Annotated in this window: 17 protein-coding genes and 1 pseudogene; 5 read left to right on the top strand and 13 right to left on the bottom strand. The window is 69.7% G+C overall.

Features of this window, described 5'->3' with window-relative positions:
* Positions 1–40 precede the first annotated feature (40 nt).
* Both ASF49_RS06300 and ASF49_RS06305 read left to right on the top strand, forming a co-directional pair.
* Positions 41–1,771, top strand: coding sequence for a DEAD/DEAH box helicase (locus ASF49_RS06300; protein WP_056469479.1), 1,731 nt, complete (start codon positions 41–43; stop codon positions 1,769–1,771).
* Positions 1,772–1,900: 129 nt separating this feature from the next.
* Positions 1,901–2,953, top strand: a complete 1,053-nt coding sequence (locus ASF49_RS06305; protein ID WP_056469482.1) for a GGDEF domain-containing protein — start codon at positions 1,901–1,903, stop codon at positions 2,951–2,953.
* A 21-nt stretch (positions 2,954–2,974) separates the two neighbouring features.
* On the opposite strand, the gene ASF49_RS06310 is transcribed toward ASF49_RS06305, so the two are convergent.
* From ASF49_RS06310 to ASF49_RS06340, 7 genes are all read right to left on the bottom strand, one after another.
* A complete protein-coding gene (locus tag ASF49_RS06310) occupies positions 2,975–3,352 on the bottom strand; it encodes a HesB/IscA family protein (protein WP_056469484.1) in 378 nt (125 codons plus the stop codon).
* Between the two features lie 285 nt (positions 3,353–3,637).
* Entirely contained in the window at positions 3,638–4,018 is a 381-nt protein-coding gene (locus ASF49_RS06315) for an SUF system Fe-S cluster assembly protein (RefSeq protein ID WP_056469487.1), read from the bottom strand.
* A gap of 10 nt (positions 4,019–4,028) precedes the next feature.
* Positions 4,029–5,273 carry a cysteine desulfurase gene (locus ASF49_RS06320; protein ID WP_056469490.1) on the bottom strand — a complete coding sequence of 415 codons (1,245 nt, stop codon included), beginning with the start codon at positions 5,271–5,273 and terminating at the stop codon, positions 4,029–4,031.
* Positions 5,274–5,453: 180 nt separating this feature from the next.
* Positions 5,454–6,776 (bottom strand): Fe-S cluster assembly protein SufD, encoded by a 1,323-nt coding sequence (gene sufD / locus ASF49_RS06325; protein ID WP_056469493.1) that lies wholly within the window; start codon positions 6,774–6,776, stop codon positions 5,454–5,456.
* Between the two features lie 2 nt (positions 6,777–6,778).
* Positions 6,779–7,531: a Fe-S cluster assembly ATPase SufC gene (gene sufC / locus ASF49_RS06330; RefSeq protein WP_056469498.1), complete on the bottom strand. Its 753-nt coding sequence runs from the start codon at positions 7,529–7,531 to the stop codon at positions 6,779–6,781.
* Between the two features lie 92 nt (positions 7,532–7,623).
* Complete coding sequence (gene sufB / locus ASF49_RS06335; RefSeq protein WP_056469500.1) at positions 7,624–9,093, bottom strand: Fe-S cluster assembly protein SufB; 1,470 nt, start codon at positions 9,091–9,093, stop codon at positions 7,624–7,626.
* Between the two features lie 67 nt (positions 9,094–9,160).
* Positions 9,161–10,321 (bottom strand): cysteine desulfurase family protein, encoded by a 1,161-nt coding sequence (locus ASF49_RS06340; RefSeq protein ID WP_056469503.1) that lies wholly within the window; start codon positions 10,319–10,321, stop codon positions 9,161–9,163.
* 329 nt (positions 10,322–10,650) lie between these two features.
* On the opposite strand from ASF49_RS06340, the gene ASF49_RS06345 reads away from it, so the two are divergent.
* Positions 10,651–11,307 (top strand): alpha/beta hydrolase, encoded by a 657-nt coding sequence (locus ASF49_RS06345; RefSeq protein ID WP_056186925.1) that lies wholly within the window; start codon positions 10,651–10,653, stop codon positions 11,305–11,307.
* 73 nt (positions 11,308–11,380) lie between these two features.
* On the opposite strand, the gene ASF49_RS06350 is transcribed toward ASF49_RS06345, so the two are convergent.
* The 5 genes and pseudogenes from ASF49_RS06350 to ASF49_RS06365 form a co-directional block, all read right to left on the bottom strand.
* On the bottom strand, positions 11,381–11,815 hold the full coding sequence (locus tag ASF49_RS06350; RefSeq protein ID WP_056469506.1) for a type II toxin-antitoxin system VapC family toxin: 435 nt from the start codon (positions 11,813–11,815) through the stop codon (positions 11,381–11,383).
* Positions 11,812–12,105, bottom strand: coding sequence for a type II toxin-antitoxin system Phd/YefM family antitoxin (locus tag ASF49_RS06355; protein ID WP_056469509.1), 294 nt, complete (start codon positions 12,103–12,105; stop codon positions 11,812–11,814). Before ASF49_RS06355 ends, ASF49_RS06350 begins: the two co-directional genes overlap by 4 nt.
* A gap of 45 nt (positions 12,106–12,150) precedes the next feature.
* Positions 12,151–14,373 carry a Pls/PosA family non-ribosomal peptide synthetase gene (locus ASF49_RS24835; RefSeq protein WP_442919037.1) on the bottom strand — a complete coding sequence of 741 codons (2,223 nt, stop codon included), beginning with the start codon at positions 14,371–14,373 and terminating at the stop codon, positions 12,151–12,153.
* Positions 14,371–16,242: pseudogene (locus tag ASF49_RS24840) on the bottom strand (amino acid adenylation domain-containing protein); the annotation flags it as partial. The gene ASF49_RS24835 and the pseudogene ASF49_RS24840, both read right to left, overlap by 3 nt.
* Before the next feature lie 141 nt (positions 16,243–16,383).
* Positions 16,384–16,974 carry a histidine phosphatase family protein gene (locus ASF49_RS06365; RefSeq protein ID WP_056469514.1) on the bottom strand — a complete coding sequence of 197 codons (591 nt, stop codon included), beginning with the start codon at positions 16,972–16,974 and terminating at the stop codon, positions 16,384–16,386.
* Positions 16,975–17,095: 121 nt separating this feature from the next.
* Between ASF49_RS06365 and ASF49_RS06370 the strand changes: the two genes are divergently transcribed.
* The gene (locus tag ASF49_RS06370; protein ID WP_056469516.1) at positions 17,096–18,133 is read left to right on the top strand and encodes a polyphosphate kinase 2 family protein; all 1,038 of its coding nucleotides are present in this window, start codon (positions 17,096–17,098) and stop codon (positions 18,131–18,133) included.
* 4 nt (positions 18,134–18,137) lie between these two features.
* On the opposite strand, the gene ASF49_RS22935 is transcribed toward ASF49_RS06370, so the two are convergent.
* A complete protein-coding gene (locus ASF49_RS22935; RefSeq protein WP_162240958.1) occupies positions 18,138–18,668 on the bottom strand; it encodes a helix-turn-helix domain-containing protein in 531 nt (176 codons plus the stop codon).
* A gap of 103 nt (positions 18,669–18,771) precedes the next feature.
* Between ASF49_RS22935 and ASF49_RS06380 the strand changes: the two genes are divergently transcribed.
* Positions 18,772–19,461, top strand: a complete 690-nt coding sequence (locus ASF49_RS06380) for an MOSC domain-containing protein (protein WP_056469576.1) — start codon at positions 18,772–18,774, stop codon at positions 19,459–19,461.
* The last annotated feature ends 3 nt before the right edge of the window (positions 19,462–19,464 follow it).

Here is a 19,464-nt window from a genome sequence, read left to right on the forward strand (position 1 = left end):
CCGGTTGGTCCATTCCCGCGCGCAACGGTTCTCATAGAATATGTCTTTTGCCGACCTCGGATTGAGCGACAAGGTCCTCCAGGCCGTCACGGCGGCCGGTTATTCCGAGCCCACGCCGATCCAGGCCCAGGCCATCCCTCACGTGCTCGCGCGCCGCGACGTCCTCGGCATCGCCCAGACCGGCACCGGCAAGACGGCGGCCTTCACGCTGCCGATGCTGACGCTCCTGGAGAACGGCCGGGCCCGTGCCCGCATGCCGCGCACGCTGATCCTGGAGCCGACCCGCGAACTCGCCGCCCAGGTGGTGGAGAATTTCGACCGCTACGGCATCAACCACAAGCTCAACGTCGCGCTCATCATCGGCGGCGTCTCCTTCGCGGAACAGGACGCCAAGCTGATGCGCGGCACCGACGTGCTGATCGCGACGCCGGGCCGGCTCCTCGACCATTTCGAGCGCGGCAAGCTGCTGCTCACCGGCGTCGAGCTGCTCGTCATCGACGAGGCGGACCGCATGCTCGACATGGGCTTCATTCCCGACATCGAGCGCATCGTGAAGATGGTGCCCTTCACCCGCCAGACCCTGTTCTTCTCCGCCACCATGCCGCCGGAGATCGAGCGGCTGGCCGACATGTTCCTGCACACGCCGCAGCGGATCGAGGTGGCCCGGCCCGCCTCCACCGCCTCGACCATCGTGCAGAAGCTCGTGGCCACGAGCTCCGAGGGGCACGAGAAGCGCGACCTCCTGCGCCGCCTCATCCGCGGCGAGGCCGAGCTGAACAACGGCATCATCTTCTGCAACCGCAAGCGCGACGTGGCCCTGCTCCAGAAGTCCCTGGCGAGCCACGGCTTCAACGTGGCGGCCCTGCACGGCGACATGGACCAGCGCGCCCGCACCATCGCGCTGGACGGCTTTCGCTCGGGCGAGGTGCCGCTCCTGGTGGCCAGCGACGTGGCGGCGCGCGGCCTCGACATCCCGGCGGTGAGCCACGTCTTCAACTTCGACGTGCCGCACCATCCGGAGGACTACGTGCACCGCATCGGCCGGACCGGCCGCGCCGGCCGGGCCGGACACGCCTTCACCCTGGTCAGCCGCGCCGACGAGCGCTCGCTCAACGCCATCGAGGCCCTGATCGGCCAGCCGATTCCCTGGGCCGAGGGCGACCTCGCGACGGTGCCGGATTCCGCGCCTTCCGCGGACGGCGAGTCGACCCGCACCCGCTACCGCGGCAAGACGGGCCGGCAGGTCCGGGGCGGCGAGGGCCGCGGCAAGCCGGAAGGCCGCAGATCCGAAGGCCGCGCCGCGTCGGGCGGCCGTCCGGAGCGGACCAGGGCCGAGAGCGCCAGGTCGAATCCGGCCAAGTCGAATCCGGCCGTGTCGGATCCGGCCGTGTCGGATCCTGCCCAGTCGGAATTGCTTGCCTCGGACGATGCCCTGAGGGCGGATGCCGGCAGCGGGCCGGAGGCGGCGGAGGACCGTGCGCCGAAGCGGGCGGGTCGCCGGGATGGGCGCACCGCGCGCTCCTCGTCCCGCCGCGGCGCGTCCGAGCGCGCGGCGCCGGAGACGGAGGTCGTGCAGGATCTCGCCCCAACCCCCGCGCCGCAGGCCTCGCACCGGGCGCCCCGTCCCGAGCGCACCGCCGAGCGGTCCCGCGAGGAGCGTCGCCCGCCACGCCGCCGCGGCGACGAGGACGAGGGCGAGACGCCGGTCGGCCTCGGCTCGCACGTGCCGGCCTTCCTGCTGCGTCCGGCGGTCGTCAAGCCCTCGAAGTAAACCGCTCCGTCGAAGCGCGCGTCCGCGCCGAGCTTAACCGCATCTCCACGATCGTTTCTGCATGATGCGGCGACGCGAGGACGCTCCGCTCGGAAATCGGGCCGGAGGGATGGGACGGTTGGACGGACGATGGACGGCAGTCATGGCGACCGTGAACGGAGCTTTGCGCTGGCCGAGCGCGCCAACGCGTTGATCCGCGATTACGGCCCGTCGGCCGAGCCGCGCGCCTACGCCGTCTGGTACGCCTACGTCGCCGGCACGCAGCCGCGGATGAACGACGCCCTCAAGCGCCTGACCGCGACCTCGGGGCGCCTGACCGAGGCGGACGTCGACGGCCTCTACGAGACCTATCTCGATCCCTCGCGCCTCTCGGCCGCCACCGAGCGGGCGAGCAGCAGCGTGCTGTCGGAGATCGCGGGGGTGATGGAGGTGCTGGACCTTTCCCTCGGCACCACCGCTCAGTACGACGCATCGCTGCGGGACCTGACGCGGGACCTCGACGGTGCCGTTCCGAACGCGGCCGGCCTGCACACGATCGTCGCCGCCCTGGTGGCGACCACCCGCGAGGTCACCGCCAACAACCGCACCCTCGAGGCGCGGATGCGGGAGAGCCGGAGCGAGATCGAGACCCTGCGCGAGACCCTCGAGGCGACGCGCCTGGAGAGCCTGACCGATCCGCTCACCGGCTTGTCGAACCGCAAGCACTTCGAGGACAGCCTGTGTCGGCTGGTGCAGGGGGCTTCCGCGGCCGCGCCGGCCTGCCTGATCGTCATCGACGTCGATTCGTTCAAGCGCTTCAACGACGTCTACGGCCATATCACGGGCGACCAGGTGCTGCGCCTCGTGGCCATGGTCATGCGCGAGCACGTCAAGGCCCACGCGGTCCTCGCCCGCTTCGGCGGCGAGGAATTCGCCATGCTCCTGCCCGCCACCTCCCGCGCGGCGGCCTACGCCCTCGCCGAGACGGTGCGGACCAGCGTGATGGCGCGCGAATTGGTGAAGCGCTCCACCGGCGAGTCGCTCGGCAAGATCACGATTTCCCTCGGGGTGGCGGTGCACCGCTCGGGCGACACGGCGGTGTCGCTGCTCGAGCGCGCCGACCAGTGCATGTTCAGGGCCAAGCGCGACGGCCGCAACCGTACGGTCGACGACGCCGACACGGACCTGTCGAGCGTCGCCTGACGCCGCGTCCGGCCCCGCGCGTCAGGCGCTGGCGTGGACCGCCTCGGGGTTCACCGGCGTGATCGCGACGGATTCGCCGCAGCCGCAGGCCGAGGTCTGGTTCGGGTTGTTGAACACGAACTGGGACGATAGCTTGTTGGTCTGGAAGTCCATCTGCGTCCCGAGCAGGAACAGCAGCGCCTTCGGATCGACGAAGACGGTGACGCCGCGATCCTCGACCTTGTCCTCGCCGGGCTTCTGCCCCTCGGCGTATTCCATGGTGTAGGACATGCCGGCGCAGCCGCCGTTCTTCACGCCGACCCGGACGCCCGCGATGGGCTGGTCCGCATCGGCGATGATCGCCTTGATCCGGTCTGCGGCCGCGTCGGTCAGCGACAGGACCTTGAACTTCGATGCCATGATGTCTCTCCGACAGCCGGGTTCAAGGCCCGGGCGGGTGAGGGTGATTGAACCCGGTTAAGATAAGGATTGCGGGGCCCGGGGTCCATGGCCGTCCGTGCATGGTCCGGTGGCGCGGCTCGACCGGCGGATCGGACAGGTCCGGAAGTCCGGGACCATCGAAGGGCCGGTGGCCGTCATCATCGTCCGGGGATCGGCGCCACGCCGGCGATGGCCGACATATCCGACGGCCTCGCCTTCCTGCCGCGCCGGGACCTCGCCAGCGAGGGCTGGTCCCGCGCGCCGCTACCACATGTCCAGCGCGACGCGGGCCTCGTCCGACATCCGGCTCTGGTCCCACGGCGGGTCGAACACCATCGTGACGGCGCAGGATTGCACGCCCGGTACCGCGGCCACCGCGGTCTCGACCCAGCCCGGCATCTCGCCGGCCACGGGGCAGCCCGGCGCCGTGAGGGTCATGTCGATGGCGACCGTGCGGTCGTCGGCGATGTCGACCTTGTAGATCAGGCCGAGCTCGTAGATGTCGGCCGGGATCTCGGGATCGTAGACGCTTTTGAGGGCGACCACGATGTCGTCGGTCAGGCGGTCGAGTTCCTCGGGCGGGATCGCCGAGTCGCTCGCGATGGTGGGGGTGTTGGCCCCGCCGGTGATGGCTGCGTCGCTCATGGTCTGGTCCTCAGGCGAACATCATCTCGGCCTTGGCAAGCGCCTCGGCGAGGGCATCGACTTCCTCGGTGGTGTTATACAGTCCGAACGAGGCGCGACAGGTGGAGGTCGCGCCGAAACGGGTGAGCAGCGGCATGGCGCAGTGGGTGCCGGCCCGGATCGCGACGCCGTAGCGGTCGATCACCGTGGCGATGTCGTGGGCATGGGCCCCCTTCATCTCGAAGGCGATGACGCCGCCCTTGTCCCGGGCCGTGCCGATCATCCGCAGGGAATTCATGGCGCCGAGGCGCTCCTGGGCGTAGGCGAGCAGGGACGCCTCGTGGGCGGCGATCTTCTCGCGGCCCAGCGTCATCATGAATTCCAGCGCCGCGCCGAGGCCCACCGCCTCGACGATCGCCGGCGTGCCCGCCTCGAAGCGGTGCGGCGGATCGTTGTAGGTGACGCTGTCCTGGCTGACCGTGCGGATCATCTCGCCGCCGCCCTGGTAGGGGGGCAGGCGCTCCAGCCAATCCTTCTTGCCGTAGAGGACGCCGATGCCGGTGGGGCCGTAGACCTTGTGGCCCGTGAAGACGAAGAAGTCACAATCGAGCGCCTTCACGTCGATGGGCTGGTGCACCGCGCTCTGGGCGCCGTCGAGGAGCACCGGCACGCCGTGCGCGTGGGCGATCCGCACGATCTCGGCGGCCGGCGTCACCGTGCCGAGCACGTTCGACATGTGGGTGATCGCCACCATCTTGGTGCGGGGCGTGAAGAGTTTCTCGTACGCGTCGACGAGGAAGTTGCCCTGGTCGTCCACCGGCGCCCACTTGATCACGGCCCCGCGCCGTTCGCGCAGGAAGTGCCAGGGCACGATGTTGGAATGGTGCTCCATGATCGAGAGGATGATCTCGTCCCCCTCCCCGATCAGGCCGCCGTGAGCCATGGACGAGGCCACGAGGTTGTAGGCCTCGGTGGCGTTGCGGGTGAAGATGATCTCGTCGGTGGACCCGGCGTTCAGGAACTGCCGCGTGGTCTCGCGTGCGCCCTCGAACCCTTCCGTGGCGGCATTCGCCATGAAGTGCAGGCCGCGATGGACGTTGGCGTAGCCCGTCTCCATGCAGTTCACCATGGCGTCGATCACGGCGCGCGGCTTCTGCGACGAAGCCGCGTTGTCGAGATAGACCAAGGGTTTGCCGTAGACCTTCTGCGACAGGATCGGGAACTCGGCCCGGATCGCCTGGACGTCGTAGGGGGTGTTCGGGACGGGTGCGTTCATGCGTGGACCTGTTTCGTGTCCGATCCGCCCCCTTCGCGGGGCGGGCGCCTCGCGGAGCGAGGCGAGAGGAGGTTGCTCGCGAAGTCGGCCGGATGAAGCGAGCGCCCTGTCTCGATGTGGCGCGGCCCTTTTCCCGGTCGCTCCGCGATCATCCTCCCCCGCGGAGGGGGGAGGGTTCTGTCAGGCCCGCGCCGCGAGCCACGCCTCGATGGTACCGACCAGCGCCTCGCGGGCACCCTCGTGGCTGACCGACTCGATGGCCGCGCCGAGGAAGGCCTGGACCAGCAGGCTCTCGGCCTGGGCCTTCGGCAGCCCGCGCTGCATCAGGTAGAACAGCAGGTCCTCGTCGAGGGCGCCGCAGGTGGCGCCGTGGCCGCAGGCGACGTCGTCGGCGAAGATCTCCAGCTCGGGCTTGTTCATCATCTGCCCCTCGTCGGACAGGATGAGGCAGGCCGACATCATTTTGCCGTCGGTCTGCTGGGCCGCCTGCTGGACGATGATCTTGCCCTGGAAGACGCCCGTGGCCTCGCCGTCCACCACGGTCTTGAACAGCTCGCGGCTGACGCCGCCGGTGGCGGCATGGTCGGCCAGGAAGGTGGTGTCGGCGAGCTGGCGGCCGTTGAGCATGGCCGCCCCGTTCACCACCGCGCGGCCGTCGGCCCCGGCGAAGTTCAGGTAGACCTGATGGCGCGAGAGCACGCCGCCGACGACCACGTTGACGGTCTCCACCGCCGAGGCGGCGCCGAGCTTCACAGACAGCGTCGACAGGGCCACGGCCTCGCGACCCTCGGCATTGAGGCGGGCGTGCCGGAAGGTGGCGGAGTCGGCCACCGTTACGTCGAGGGCGTCGTTGGGCTGGTAGGCGACGCCGTCCGGCCCCTCGTGGCTCTCCAGCACCGTGACCTCTGCGCCCTCTCCCAGCACCACGAGGGCGCGGGTGGCGGTGGAGAAGGCCTGGGCGCCGGTGGCGACGAAGCGCAGGTGCAGCGGGGTCTCGACCTTGGCGCCGGGCTCGACGGCGATCAGCGCACCATCCGCCAGGAAGGCGGTGTTGAGCTGGTAGATCGGGTTTTCGGAGGCCTGGCGCACCGGCGTCAGCCGGTCGAGGTGCGCATGGCCCTCGGTGAGCGCCCGGGGCAGCGGCGTGACCGTGACGCCGGCCGGAATCCGGCCGAGGTCGGATTCGGCCTCGATCAGGTGGCCGTTGACGAAGGTGAGGCGCACGGCCTCGATCCCGGCAAAGCCCTTGGCGCTCGCCACGGCCGCCTGCGCGACCTCGGCCGAGGGCATCTCGGCCGGATGGGCCGCGTCACGGAAGGCCGAGCGCAGGTCGGTGTACTTGAAGGCCTCGACGCGGCGGGTCGGCAGGCCGACCGCCTCGAAGTAGCGGAACGCCTCCTCGCGGGCGATCGAGACGCCCGTGGGGTACTTCATCCTGGTGGCTTCGAAGAGCTTGGAGAGCCCGGCCTCGGCCGCGCTGCGCAGGGGGGTGATGTCGGCCATGATCAGGCGGCCTCGCCCGTCCGGTACTCGGCGTAGCCGGAGGCCTCGAGCTCGAGGGCGAGCTCCTTGCCGCCCGACTTCACGATGCGGCCCTGCGACATCACGTGGACGACGTCCGGCACGATGTGGTTCAGCAGGCGCTGGTAGTGGGTGATGACGAGGAAGGAGCGCCCCTGGGCGCGGAGCGCGTTGACGCCCTCGGAGACGATGCGCAGGGCATCGATGTCGAGGCCGGAATCGGTCTCGTCGAGGACGCAGAACTTCGGCTCCAGCAGGGCCATCTGCAGGATCTCCATGCGCTTCTTCTCACCGCCGGAGAACCCGACATTGAGGGCGCGCTTGAGCATGTCCTTGTTGATCTCCAGCTTCTCGGCCGCCGCGTTCACCCGGCGGATGAAGTCGGGGGTGGAGAGCTCGCCCTCGCCCCGCGCCCGGCGCTGGGCGTTCAGGGTCGCCTTGAGGAAGGTCATGGTGCCGACGCCGGGGATCTCCAGCGGATACTGGAAGGCCAGGAACACGCCCGACGCCGCACGCTCGTCGGGGCTCATCTCGAGGATGTTCTCGCCGTCGAGCAGGATCTCGCCGTCGAGGACCTCATAATCTTCCTTGCCCGCGATGACGTAGGACAGGGTCGACTTGCCCGAGCCGTTCGGGCCCATGATGGCGGCCACTTCGCCGTCGTTCACCGTGAGGTCGAGGCCGTTGAGGATCTGCTTGTCCTCGATGGCGACCACGAGGTTCTTGATTTCGATCATTGTAGGGTCGTCCTAAGTCTCGAAGCGTTGGATCGCGAACCCTCTCCCGCGAAGGGGAGAGAGGAAGTGCGCGCTGATCTGGTCGAGCCGGCTCAGCCGACCGAGCCCTCGAGGCTGATCGAGATCAGCTTCTGGGCCTCGACCGCGAACTCCATCGGCAGCTGCTGCAGCACGTCGCGGACGAAGCCGTTGACGATGAGCGCGGTCGCCTCCTCGTTGGAGAGGCCGCGCTGCTGGCAGTAGAACATCTGGTCCTCCGAGATCTTCGAGGTGGTGGCCTCGTGCTCGAACTGGGCCGATGAGTTCTTCGACTCGATGTACGGCACGGTGTGCGCGCCGCACTGGTCGCCGATCAGCAGCGAGTCGCAGTTGGTGAAGTTGCGCGCGCCCGTCGCCTTCCGGTGCGCCGAGACGAGGCCCCGGTAGGTGTTCTGCGAACGTCCGGCCGAGATGCCCTTCGAGATGATCCGGCTGGTGGTGTTCTTGCCCAGATGGATCATCTTGGTGCCGGAATCGACCTGCTGCATGCCGTTCGACACCGCGATCGAGTAGAACTCGCCGCGGGAATTGTCGCCGCGCAGGATGCAGGACGGGTACTTCCAGGTGATGGCCGAGCCGGTCTCGACCTGCGTCCAGGAGATCTTCGAGTTCACGCCCCGGCAATCGCCGCGCTTCGTCACGAAGTTGTAGATGCCGCCCTTGCCCTCGTTGTCGCCCGGGTACCAGTTCTGGACGGTCGAGTACTTGATCTCGGCGTCGTCGAGGGCGACGAGCTCGACCACGGCGGCATGGAGCTGGTTGTCGTCGCGCTTCGGGGCGGTGCAGCCCTCCAGGTACGAGACGTAGCTGCCCTTGTCGGCGATGATCAGCGTGCGCTCGAACTGGCCGGTGTCGCGCTCGTTGATGCGGAAATAGGTCGACAGCTCCATCGGGCAGCGCACGCCCGGCGGGATGTAGACGAAGGAGCCGTCGGAGAAGACCGCCGAGTTCAGGGTCGCGAAGAAGTTGTCGGTTACGGGCACGACCGAGCCGAGGTACTTGCGCACCAGGTCGGGGTACTCGCGGATGGCCTCCGAGATCGGCATGAAGATCACGCCGGCCTTCGACAGCTCGGCCTTGAAGGTGGTGGCCACCGAGACCGAATCGAACACCGCGTCGACCGCGACCCGGCGCTCGGGGGCGATGCCCTCCAGCACCTCGACCTCGCGCAGGGGAATGCCGAGCTTTTCGTAGGTCTTCAGAATTTCCGGATCGATCTCGTCGAGCGACATCGCCGCCGGACGCTTCGGGGCGGCGTAGTAGTAGATGTCCTTGTAGTCGACCTTGTCGTAGGAGACCCGCGCCCAGTCGGGCTCCTGCATGGTCTGCCAGCGCTTGTAGGCGTCCAGGCGCCAGGCCAGCATCCACTCGGGCTCGTCCTTCTTGGCCGAGATGAAGCGGATCACGTCCTCGGAGATGCCCTTCTCGGACTTCTCCATCTCGATCGTGGTCTCGAACCCGTACTTGTACTGATCGAGGTCGATCGAGCGGACCCGGTCGATGGTTTCCTGCACTGCAGGCATTATGCGTCTCCTGACATGCCCGGCGTCAAGGACCGGGTGTTGGTCGGATGGCTTGGGACGGCGGCACTCACGCCGCGTGCCCCTGCCGTCGATATAGGGTCTCCACCAGGCGTTCGCAGGCGGCGCGACACCGCGCTGCGTCGCTTTCGGTGCTGTTCCACCCGAGGCTCACGCGCAGGGCCCCCGCGGCCAGCGCAGGGGTGACGCCCATCGCGATGAGCACGGGCGAGCGCGCGACCTTGCCGGAGGCGCAGGCCGAGCCGGAGGAGATCGCGACGCCCGAGAGGTCCAGCCGCATCAGCGCCGTCGGGGCGTCGAGCCCCGGAACGGCGAAGCACAGAGTGTTGGGCAGGCGCGGCGCGCCGGCGCCGAACACGACGAGGTCGGGGGCGCAGGCGCGCAATCCGTCCTCGATGCCGTCGCGCAAGGCCGCGAGGCGGTCCGTCCGCGCGGGATCGGCGAGGTCCGCGGCGACCCCCAGCCCGACGATGCCGGGCAGGTTCTCGGTGCCGCCGCGCAGGCGCGCTTCCTGGCCGCCACCGCGCAGGAAGCCTGCATCCAGGGTCACGCCCTCGGCGAGCACCAGGGCGCCGACGCCCTTGGGCGCGCCGAACTTGTGGCCCGACAGGCTGAGGGCGTCGAGGCCGAGGGCGGCCATGTCCAGGGGGATCTTGCCGATGGCCTGCACGGCGTCCGTATGCACCAGGGCGCGGCCATGCGCCCGGGCCAGCGCGACGATCGCCGCCAGCGGCTGGATCACGCCGGTCTCGTTGTTGGCGGCGTGGATGGAGATCAGCACCTCCGCCCCGGCATGCCGGGCGAGCAGGGCCTCCAGGGCGTCGAGGTCGATCACGCCGGCGGCGTCCACCGGCACGATGTCGACGGCCTCCGCCGGGAAGCGATGGCCCGCCGAGACGCAGGGGTGCTCGGTGGCGCCGATGAGCAGGCGCGTCGGCGCCGGACGGCCGGCGCGGACCAGGACACCGGACAGGACCGCGTTGGCGGCCTCGGTGCCGCCGCTGGTGAACACCACGCGGCCCGCGCCCGCTCCGACCCGCCGGGCCACCGCGTCCCGGGCGGTCTCCAGGGCGGCCCGGGCCGCCCGGCCCTCCGCGTGGATCGACGAGGGGTTGCCCGACAAGCCGAGCGCCCGCGCCACGGCAGCCGCCACCTCCGGCCGAACCGGTGAGGTCGCGTTGTGGTCGAGGTAGGCGCGGGGCGAAGTCATCCGGGAAAAACCACTGGCGGCGTCAAGGGCGAAAGCGACAAATCCTTGCTTTTGCCCCCCACGATCATGCTAAGGCGCGGACACGATACGTGTTCCGGTCGCCCATCGTGCGGGGAACGCGCCGGTCCGAAGCTGGCTCGACCGACGCTTGTTTAGAATAATTCTAGTTCGCTAGAATTATTCTAAGAGCGCTTTTAGGTTCGTGGCCGGATGAGTCAAGGCACGCCTCACGGCTTTGCCCAGGCGTCGGATGTGCGCGAGTTCCCGCCGAGCCGGCGATCCCCCGCGCGATGCCCGTCCGGGTCATCCGCTCAGGAGTGTTGGTTCCCATGCCCGAAGTCATCTTCACCGGTCCCGCCGGCCGTCTCGAAGGACGCTATCAGGCCCCCAAGAAGAAGGGCGCGCCGATCGCGATCGTGCTTCATCCACACCCCCAGTTCGGGGGCACGATGAACAATCAGATCGTGTACAATCTTTTCTACACCTTCGCCAATCGCGGCTTCGCGGCCCTGCGCTTCAACTTCCGCGGCGTCGGCCGCAGCCAGGGCGCGTTCGACCACGGCACCGGCGAGCTCTCCGATGCGGCCTCGGCCCTCGACTGGGTGCAGTCGGTGAACCCGGAGGCTCGCGCCTGCTGGATCGCCGGCGTCTCGTTCGGCTCGTGGATCGGCATGCAGTTGCTGATGCGCCGCCCCGAGATCGAGGGCTTCATCTCCATCGCCGCGATGGCCAACCGCTACGACTTCACCTTCCTGGCCCCCTGCCCCTCCTCGGGCCTGTTCGTGCACGGCTCCGAGGATCGGGTCGCCCCGGCCCGGGAGGTCATGCCGGTGATCGAGAAGGTGAAGACCCAGAAGGGCGTCATCATCGAGCACCAGATGGTGGAGGGCGCCAACCACTTCTTCGACGGCAAGGTCGACGAGCTGACCCAGACCGTCGACACCTACCTCGACAAGCGCCTCGGCCCGAAGCCCGAGGCGGCGTGAGGCAAGCGCCGCGCCGCGGGCTCGCTGGGCTTCCCGCGACCCTGCGGCGATGGCGGATAACGGATCGCATCGTTCAAGGCCAAGCGTCGGTCCAGGGGTTCAGCAGCGGCACGCGGGTCTTCCGGTAATCCGCGACATCCCGGGTCACGATCGTCAATCCGTGCCGGAGGGCCGTGGCCGCGATGATCAGGTCTGGCTGCGGGAAGGTGTGGCCCGCCTTGCGGCCCTCCTCGACGAGGAGGCGCCAAGTGAACATCACGTCCTCCGTGATCTCCAGAACTCGGTTCTCGAACAGCGGCCGGACCCTCAGCGTCAGCCACGTATTGAGGTCTGTACGCCGGCCGACATCCGCCACGCATTCGATACCAAAACGGATCTCGGCCAGGGTCGCAGTGCTGACATAGAGGCGATCGAGGGGCTGCCCGGCCACGAAATCCACCACGCGCCGCTCCGGTTTGGGTCTGCGCAGCTCGGAGAGAATGTTCGTGTCGAGAAGCCAGCCGGTCACAGGGTCACGTCGCGCACCGGCATGACGGTCCGCGGTGGATCGAGGTCGGCATCCTGGGAAGGCCCGGCCTGCATCGCGGCGACCAGCACCGTGCCGTCGAGGTCGCCCTTGAGCCGCCGGAATTCCTCGGCGGAGATCACCACCACCTCGTCGCGCCCACGCACCGTGACGTGCTGAGGGCCCTCGCTGCGGACACGACGCACGAGTTCGCTGAAGCGCGCCTTGGCGTCCTGCAACGGCCAGGCTCCCTGTTGAGGCGACGACTCGGGCGACTTCGACGATCTGGTCATACTGACCAGATTAACAGGTCGTCGCCGTCGATCCAGCGACAACCCTCACGCCGGCGCGTGCACCACCGGCACCGCCGGCGCCCCCTCCCACTCCGAATGGGCCGGGATCGACTCGCCCTTCATGACGATCGTGAGCGGGCGCAGGCGGGCGTAGTCGCCGACCTTGGTGTCGTAGAGCACCGTCGAGAAGGCACCGACCGAGACGCCCCGGCCGACCTCGACCCGGCCGACCTTCATGATGCGGTCCTCGTAGAGGTGCGTCTGCAGGGCGGAGGTGCGGTTGATGGTGGCGTAGTCGCCGATGGTGACGCAGTCGAACTCGGTGATGTCCGTGGTGAGCATGCACACCCCCCGGCCGACCTTCACCCCGAGGAGCCGCAGCATCCACGGCAGGAACGGGGTGCCGACGAGGTGCTCCAGCAGGACCTTGCCGGCGAGGCCCCAGTAGAGCACCGCGACGGCCTCGGTGCGCATGGCCCACCAGGACCACATCGGCTGCATGCCGGGCTTGTAGGCGCCCATCAGCAGCCACTTCACCGCGATCACCGTGAAGGACTGGATGAAGGCGATGGCGACGGAGACGGCCACGAAGCTGACCGCGAGGCCGGTCCAGTCCTGGGCCAGGATCGCCGGGTAGAAGTAGAAGTCGATCGCCGAGATCGCGAGGGTGATGAACAGCATCGGCGAGAACGAGGTCGAGAACGCCTCGAAGATGCCGCGCCGGAGCTTGGGTCCGATGCCGGGCTCGTAGGTCTGGGTGTTCGAGCCGAGATCGACCTTTTGCCGGGAGGGCAGCTTGATCGGCGGCGAGCCGAACCAGGTGTCGCCGGGCGTCATCAGTTCGTTGGCCGGCGGCTTCGACTTGATGCCGATGAGCACGTCCTCGGGGATCACGGCGCCGGGCGGCACCACGGCGTCGTTGCCCACGAAGACGCGCGGGCCGGTCCGGACCTCGTGCATCGTCATCCAGCCGCGCCGGATCTCCTCCTCGCCGAAGACCACCTCGTCGGCGATGAAATTGCGCGCGCCGATATCGGCCAGATCGTAGCGCCCGGCGAGGTTGGTGGAGATCTCGGCCCCCTGCCCCATCCGAGCGCCCATCAGGCGGTACCAGGCCCGCATGTAGACGGTGGCGAACAGGGAGGAGAGCGTCTCCAGCGTCACCTCCGCCGCCAGGGCCACCGCCCACTTGCGCAGGTAGAAGCCGCTGTAGATCGAGTGGGTGCCGGAGGAGACGCGGGGCAGCACCAGCCAGCGGATCGCCGCGATCAGCAGCACGGTGCCCGCCGTCATCAGCATGGCGGTCGGCCAGGTCAGCAGCGGCAGGTACCAGTGGTAGTCGATGTCGGTGATGTCGCCGAGGGAATCGCTGAGCTGGTCGAAGATGTAGAAGGCCGGGAAGATCGGCAGCAGGCCGATGGCGGGGATCGCCGCCAGCAGGAAGGTGTAGAGGGCCGCGAAGGCGAAGCGCCGCCCGGGCGAAGCCGTGGCCGGTTCGGGCAGCGCCGCCGGATCGGCCTCGCCGACCTTGCGCCCGGGTGAGCCGTCCCAGATCTCGGCCGCTCCCACCCGCGTCCCGGTGGGGATGGTGGTGAGGTCGCCGATCTCGGCATGGTCGCCGATGACCGTATCGGGGCCGATGACGCAGGAGGCGCCGATGGCGACGTCGGCGCCGATGCGGACGCGGCCGATGATCAGCGCATCGCCCACCACCTCCGCGTTGGCGATGACGAGGCGTCCGCCCAGCGAGGCGCCGGGGCCGACGCTGAGGAGGTCCGGCGCGCCGATCTCCGCGTCGGAGATCAGCGCGTCCTTGCCGATGTCGGCGCCGAGCAGCCGCAGGTAGAACACGATCGCGGGCGAGCCCTGCAGCCACTTGATGTGGACCAGCGGCGTCAGGCGCTGCGCCAGCCACCAGCGGTAGTAGTACACGCCCCAGAGCGGGTAGCGCCCGGGCTTCGTGCGTCCGAGGATCAGCCACTTGGCCGCCACCGCCACCGAGGCCGTCACGGCGTTGATGCCGATATAGACCAGGAGCAGCACGGCGAGCTCGCCGAAGAACCCGAGCCCGCCGCCGGTGAGCAGCAGGTAGGTCACGAAGATGCCGAGCCACTGCGCGGTGGCGAGCGCGATGACGAAGGGCAGGGCCGCGGCTTGCGCGAGGCCGCAGAGGAAGCGCCGCTTCAGGGAGGGCGCCGGGAAGCTGAGATCGCGGATCGCCATCTCGGTGCCGACGCCGCCGGTGCGGGCGATGAGGGTGTCCGCCATGGCCCGCAGGGTGCGCTGGCCGTAGACGTCCTGCAGGGTGATGGCGGCGAGCGCCGGCACCTCGCGGACCGCGCCGACGAAGCGGGCGGCCAGCAGCGAGTGGCCGCCGAGATCGGCGAAGAAGTCGCCCTCGAGGGGGATCGCCTGGTTGCCGAAGATCCGGTTGGCGGCGGCGAGCAGCGCCGCCTCGGTCTCGTTGCGCGGCGGCTCCTGCTCGCCCGTGGTGTCGGCCACCGTGAGGGTGGCGATGCGCAGGGCCTTGCGGTCGACCTTGCCCGAGGTGAGGCGCGGCAGCACCTCCACCGCCTCGAAATGTCCCGGCACCATGTAGGGCGGCATCTGCCCGGCCAGGGTCTGGCGCAGGGCGGCCTTGTCGATCTCGCTGCCGCGCTCGGGCACCAGGAAGGCGACCAGACGGTCGACCCCGTCGTCCTGGCGCAGCACCACCGCCGCCTGGTTGATGCCCGGCAGGACCTGGATGCGCGACTCGATCTCGCCGAGCTCCACCCGGAAGCCGCGGATCTTGACCTGGTCGTCGATGCGGCCGTGGAACAGGATGGTGCCGGCCGCATCCAGGGAGACCGCGTCGCCGGAGCGGTACAGGACCGGGTCGGTCCCGTCCGAGGCGAAGGGGTTGGCGATGAACTTCTCGGCCGTCAGCTCGGGGCGCTTCAGGTAGCCCCTGGCGACGCCCGGGCCGCCGATGAGGAGTTCGCCGGGCTGGCCCGGCCCGAGGAGTTCCAGGGCCTCGCCCGCGACGTAGACGGAGTAATTCGGGATCGGGCCGCCGATGGTCACGGGCACGCCGGGCCGCATCTCGGCGGCGGTGGCCACCACCGTGGCCTCGGTCGGCCCGTAGGTGTTGAAGAGCTGGCGCGCACCGCTCGCCCAACGGGCGACCAGGGGCTCGGGCAGCGCCTCGCCGCCGAGCAGCACGAGGCGCACCGTGGGCAGGTCCCGCGAGATCATGGCGAGGAGCGTCGGCACCGTGTCGAGGACAGTGACGCCGGCCCGGGCGATGATGTCCGGCAGGCTCTCCACGTCGCCCATCATGGCCGGCGAGGCCACGAACAGCGTCGCGCCCACGAGGTAGGGCACCCAGATCTCCTCCATCGAGAGATCGAAGGCGACGGAGGCGCCCTGGAAGACCACGTCGTCGGGGCGCATCCCGTAGAGCGCGTTCCCCGAGCGCAGGAAGTGGCAGATGTTGGCGTGGCTGATGACGATGCCCTTCGGCACGCCGGTCGAGCCCGAGGTGTAGATGAGGTAGGCCGGGTGCTCCGGCGTCAGGCCCGCCGCCCGCAGGTCCGGGAGTGCGGCCTCCGCCGGCGTCGCGGCCGCGAGTCCGGCCACCGTCAGGCTCGGCGTGGCGGCGGGGGCCTGCGGTTCCAGGGCGGGCGAGACGAGGAGCGCCTTGGCCTGGGCATCGTCCAGGCAGACCGCGACCCGGTCGGCCGGGGCCTCGGCGTCGAAGGGCAGCCAGGCCGCGCCCGACAGGGTGATGCCGATCTGGGCGATCAGCAGCTCGGGTCCCCGCGCCATCCAGAGGCCGACCACGTCGCCGGGGCCGATGCCCCGGTGGGCGAGGCCGCGGGCGATCGCGCTCGCTCGCGCCTCGACCTCCGCATAGGTGACGGCCGGATGGCTGCCGTCGGGGCCGGTGCGGGCGCCGTCCACGAGGGCCGGATGGTCGGGACGCGTCCGGGCGCTCTCCCGGAAGATCTCGCTCAGGGTCTCGTCGCGGATGAGGTCGGGGCGGACCTCGCCGCGCAGGACCGCCCGCGGGCCGGCCGCCTCCGCCGAGGGACTCGTCTCCTGAGGCCCGCGCGTTGCCGCCCGGGGCCGGGTCGTCTCGGCGAGACTGGTCATCCGCTGCTCCGCTGCCGGCGCCCGATCGATCGGGAGCCGTCCTTTTGGCCGGGTAGGCGCCCGGATCGCGCCGAAATCACGGCGCGTCTAGCACGTTTGGGCGGCAGGCTTGAACCGGGGTTGAACGCGCAGGACGGCCGGTCAGGCCCAGCGCCACCCGGCCCGGTCGAGGACGAGGACGCTGCCCTGGCGGATCCCGATGCGGGGCGCGTCGCGGATGCCGAGATGGCCCCGGATCACCAGGATCGCCCGGGCGACGCCGCCATGGGCGACGATCACGGCCGGCCGCGTCAGCGCGGTGATGGCGGGCGCGACCCGTTCCACCAGCATGGCGTAGCTCTCGCCCGTCCCGCCGGGCGGGCGATAGCCCCAGCGGTCGCGGTCGCGGGCCAGGGCCCCGGCGGAGTCCCAGCGCCGGATCTCGGCCCAGGTCGAGCCCTCCCAGGCACCGAAGCTGATCTCCGTCAGGCGGGAATCGAGGCGATAGCCGTCCGGCTCGAGGTCGAGGGCCGTGCGCAGGGTCTCCATCGTCCGTCGGGTCCGGGTCAGCGGGCTCGCCACGAAGTCCATGCCGGCGAGGTCGGCGCCGCCGGTGGCGGCGGCGAGGCGGGCTGCCACGGCGCCCGCCTGACGCAGGCCCTCGGCGTTCAGGTCGATGTCCCGCTGCCCCTGGAGGCGCCCCTCTGCGTTCCAGTCGGTCTGGCCATGGCGGATGAAGTAGATCGGGTTCACGGCCTCATGACCGCCGCTCGCCGGAACGGCCGAGCCGGGCTATCGTTCTCGCACTCACATCCTGGCCCTGCATCGCGGCGGCCGCCCCAGTCCGCCCTCCACCGAGGAAGCGAGTCTCATCATGTCGAAGCATCACGGCAAGCATCGCCGGGGCCAGAGTTCGGGAGAAACCGAGGTTTCCGCGTCGCAGCGTGACGTTTCGCACCGCAAGGATGCCGCGCACGGCAAGGCGGACAAGAAGGGCAAGGCGCGCCGGGCGGGGCACCGCCCCCCCTCCTCCGCGCACTGGGCCCGCGAGGCCGAGAGCCGGGTCGGCGCCCCCCTCGATCACGTCGATCCCCGCCTGGCGCCCGCCGCCTCCGGCATCGTCACCGTGCGGCCCGGAAGCCGCTGCGACCTCGGCGCGATCGATCCGGACGCCGATGGCGGCCTCGACAAGGACGAGGCCAAGGCGGCGCTCGTCACCGAGCGCGCCCGCATCGCCGCCCTGCAGGAGCGGCTCTATGCCGAGCACAGGCGCAGCCTGCTCGTCGTGTTCCAGGCCATCGACACCGGCGGCAAGGACGGGACGATCCGGGCGGTGTTCGAGGGTGTGAACCCACAGGGCTGCCGGGTGTGGTCGTTCAAGGTGCCGAGCGCGGAGGAGAGCGACCACGACTTCCTGTGGCGCTACCACGCCAAGGCGCCAGCGCGCGGCATGATCACCGTGTTCAACCGGAGCCATTACGAGGACGTCCTCGTGGTGCGGGTGAAGGACCTCGTGCCCGAGCCGGTCTGGCGCGCCCGCTACGCGCAGATCAACGACTTCGAGCGGATGCTCGCCGCCGCCGGCACCACCGTGCTCAAGTTCTTCCTCCACATCTCCAAGGACGAGCAGAAGGAGCGCCTGGAGGCCCGGATCGCGAACCCGGACAAGCACTGGAAGTTCGATCCCGCCGACCTCGTGGAGCGCCGGTCCTGGAACGCCTACCAGGCGGCCTTCGCGGATGCCCTGACCGCGTGCTCCACGCCGCAGGCGCCCTGGCACGTGGTTCCGGCCAACCGGAAGTGGTATCGCAACCTCCTCATCGCCCGCACCATCGCCGACACCCTCGAGGCGATGGACCCGCGCTTCCCGGAGGCCCGGGCGGGGATCGCCGGGATGACCGTCCCGGATTGAGTGCTCAGTCCGAGAGGATCACCAGCACGGCGGCCCGCTCCGGCCCGAGGCGCCGGAGGCCGTGGGGTAGGCCGCCATCGTAAGTCGCGCAATCGCCGGGACCGAGTGCGAGGTTGCGATCGGCGACCTTCAGCTCCACACGGCCCTCTAGCACGTAGACGATCTCCTGGCCGCCATGGGCCAAGCGGTCGTGGGTGCGGAACTCCGCACCAGGCGCGATCCGGTAGAGGGCGGCCACCCGCCCCGCCGTCGCCGGCAGGAGGGCTTCGAGGGCGTAGTCCGCCTCCCGTAGAGTAGGTCTCTCAGCCGCCCGGACCACGGTCACGTCATCGGGGGCCGCCTTCTGGCCGAACAGTTCGGCCATCTCAGCATTGAGGGTCCGCGCGATGGCCTTGAGGGTCGCGAGCGAAGGCGCCTTCTGTCCGGTCTCGATGCGCGACAAGTGGCCTTTGTGGATTCCAACAGCCGCCGCCAGCGCGTCAAGGGTCAGGTTTCGGCGGCGCCTGAGCGCCCGGATGCGCTGGGGCAGGGACATGTCCGAGCCTTGCCGAGAACGCTCGGGTCTGACAACCGAAAATCTTTTGGACAACATGTTGTCCGGGCAGTACGATGTGGCCGCTGCTGAGCGGGAGGGTGCCATGGCGGTTGTGATCGAGGCGGTGTTGACTGGGCGCGTGGCGCCTCTGGGTTCCGCGGGCAAGCCGAGTGCCATCGCTAAGACGCCCGTCGAGGGACAGGTTCGCATCGGACCGGAGGGGCTCGAGGGCGATATGCAGGCCGACCGGCGCCACCATGGCGGCCGGGAAAAGGCCCTGCACATCTATCCCCTGGATCACGCGCCGGCGTGGCGGGCCGAACTGCCTTTGGCCCCCGATCTCCTGGAGGCACCGGGAGCCTTCGGCGAAAATCTGTCGATCCGCAGCCTCACGGAGGCGGAGGTCTGCGTCGGCGACCTGTGGCGAGTAGGCACGGCCCTCCTGCAAGTGAGCCAAGCCCGCCAGCCGTGCTGGAAGCTCAACGCACGCTTCGGCGTACCGGACATGGCGCTACGGGTTCAGGCGAGCGGGCGTACGGGCTGGTATTGTCGGGTGATAGAGACGGGCGTCGTGGCAGCGGGCGATGTCCACAACCTGGTGGATCGGCCGCACTCGGGCTGGACCCTCGCGCGGCTTTTGCAGGTCTTCTACGTCGATCGCTTCGACACGGCGGCGCTCACGGAGATCGCCTCCTTAGAGACTCTGTCGGCTTCATGGAGGGCTCTGGCCGCCCGGCGACTGGAACGCAACATCGTGGAGGACTGGGCGCCGCGACTGGATGGGGCGGGGTGAAGC

The organism is Methylobacterium sp. Leaf104 (assembly GCF_001422885.1).
In the GTDB taxonomy this organism is placed as follows: Bacteria; Pseudomonadota; Alphaproteobacteria; order Rhizobiales; family Beijerinckiaceae; genus Methylobacterium.

Bases quoted from the DNA above. Each gene is read 5' to 3' on its own strand.
- ASF49_RS06300 (WP_056469479.1), top strand. From the start codon at position 41: ATGTCTTTTGCCGACCTCGGATTGAGCGACAAGGTCCTCCAGGCCGTC.
- ASF49_RS06305 (WP_056469482.1), top strand. From the start codon at position 1,901: ATGGACGGCAGTCATGGCGACCGTGAACGGAGCTTTGCGCTGGCCGAG.
- ASF49_RS06310 (WP_056469484.1), bottom strand. From the start codon at position 3,352: ATGGCATCGAAGTTCAAGGTCCTGTCGCTGACCGACGCGGCCGCAGAC.
- ASF49_RS06315 (WP_056469487.1), bottom strand. From the start codon at position 4,018: ATGAGCGACGCAGCCATCACCGGCGGGGCCAACACCCCCACCATCGCG.
- ASF49_RS06320 (WP_056469490.1), bottom strand. From the start codon at position 5,273: ATGAACGCACCCGTCCCGAACACCCCCTACGACGTCCAGGCGATCCGG.
- sufD (WP_056469493.1), bottom strand. From the start codon at position 6,776: ATGGCCGACATCACCCCCCTGCGCAGCGCGGCCGAGGCCGGGCTCTCC.
- sufC (WP_056469498.1), bottom strand. From the start codon at position 7,531: ATGATCGAAATCAAGAACCTCGTGGTCGCCATCGAGGACAAGCAGATC.
- sufB (WP_056469500.1), bottom strand. From the start codon at position 9,093: ATGCCTGCAGTGCAGGAAACCATCGACCGGGTCCGCTCGATCGACCTC.
- ASF49_RS06340 (WP_056469503.1), bottom strand. From the start codon at position 10,321: ATGACTTCGCCCCGCGCCTACCTCGACCACAACGCGACCTCACCGGTT.
- ASF49_RS06345 (WP_056186925.1), top strand. From the start codon at position 10,651: ATGCCCGAAGTCATCTTCACCGGTCCCGCCGGCCGTCTCGAAGGACGC.
- ASF49_RS06355 (WP_056469509.1), bottom strand. From the start codon at position 12,105: ATGACCAGATCGTCGAAGTCGCCCGAGTCGTCGCCTCAACAGGGAGCC.
- ASF49_RS24835 (WP_442919037.1), bottom strand. From the start codon at position 14,373: ATGGCGGACACCCTCATCGCCCGCACCGGCGGCGTCGGCACCGAGATG.
- ASF49_RS06370 (WP_056469516.1), top strand. From the start codon at position 17,096: ATGTCGAAGCATCACGGCAAGCATCGCCGGGGCCAGAGTTCGGGAGAA.
- ASF49_RS22935 (WP_162240958.1), bottom strand. From the start codon at position 18,668: ATGTCCCTGCCCCAGCGCATCCGGGCGCTCAGGCGCCGCCGAAACCTG.
- ASF49_RS06380 (WP_056469576.1), top strand. From the start codon at position 18,772: ATGGCGGTTGTGATCGAGGCGGTGTTGACTGGGCGCGTGGCGCCTCTG.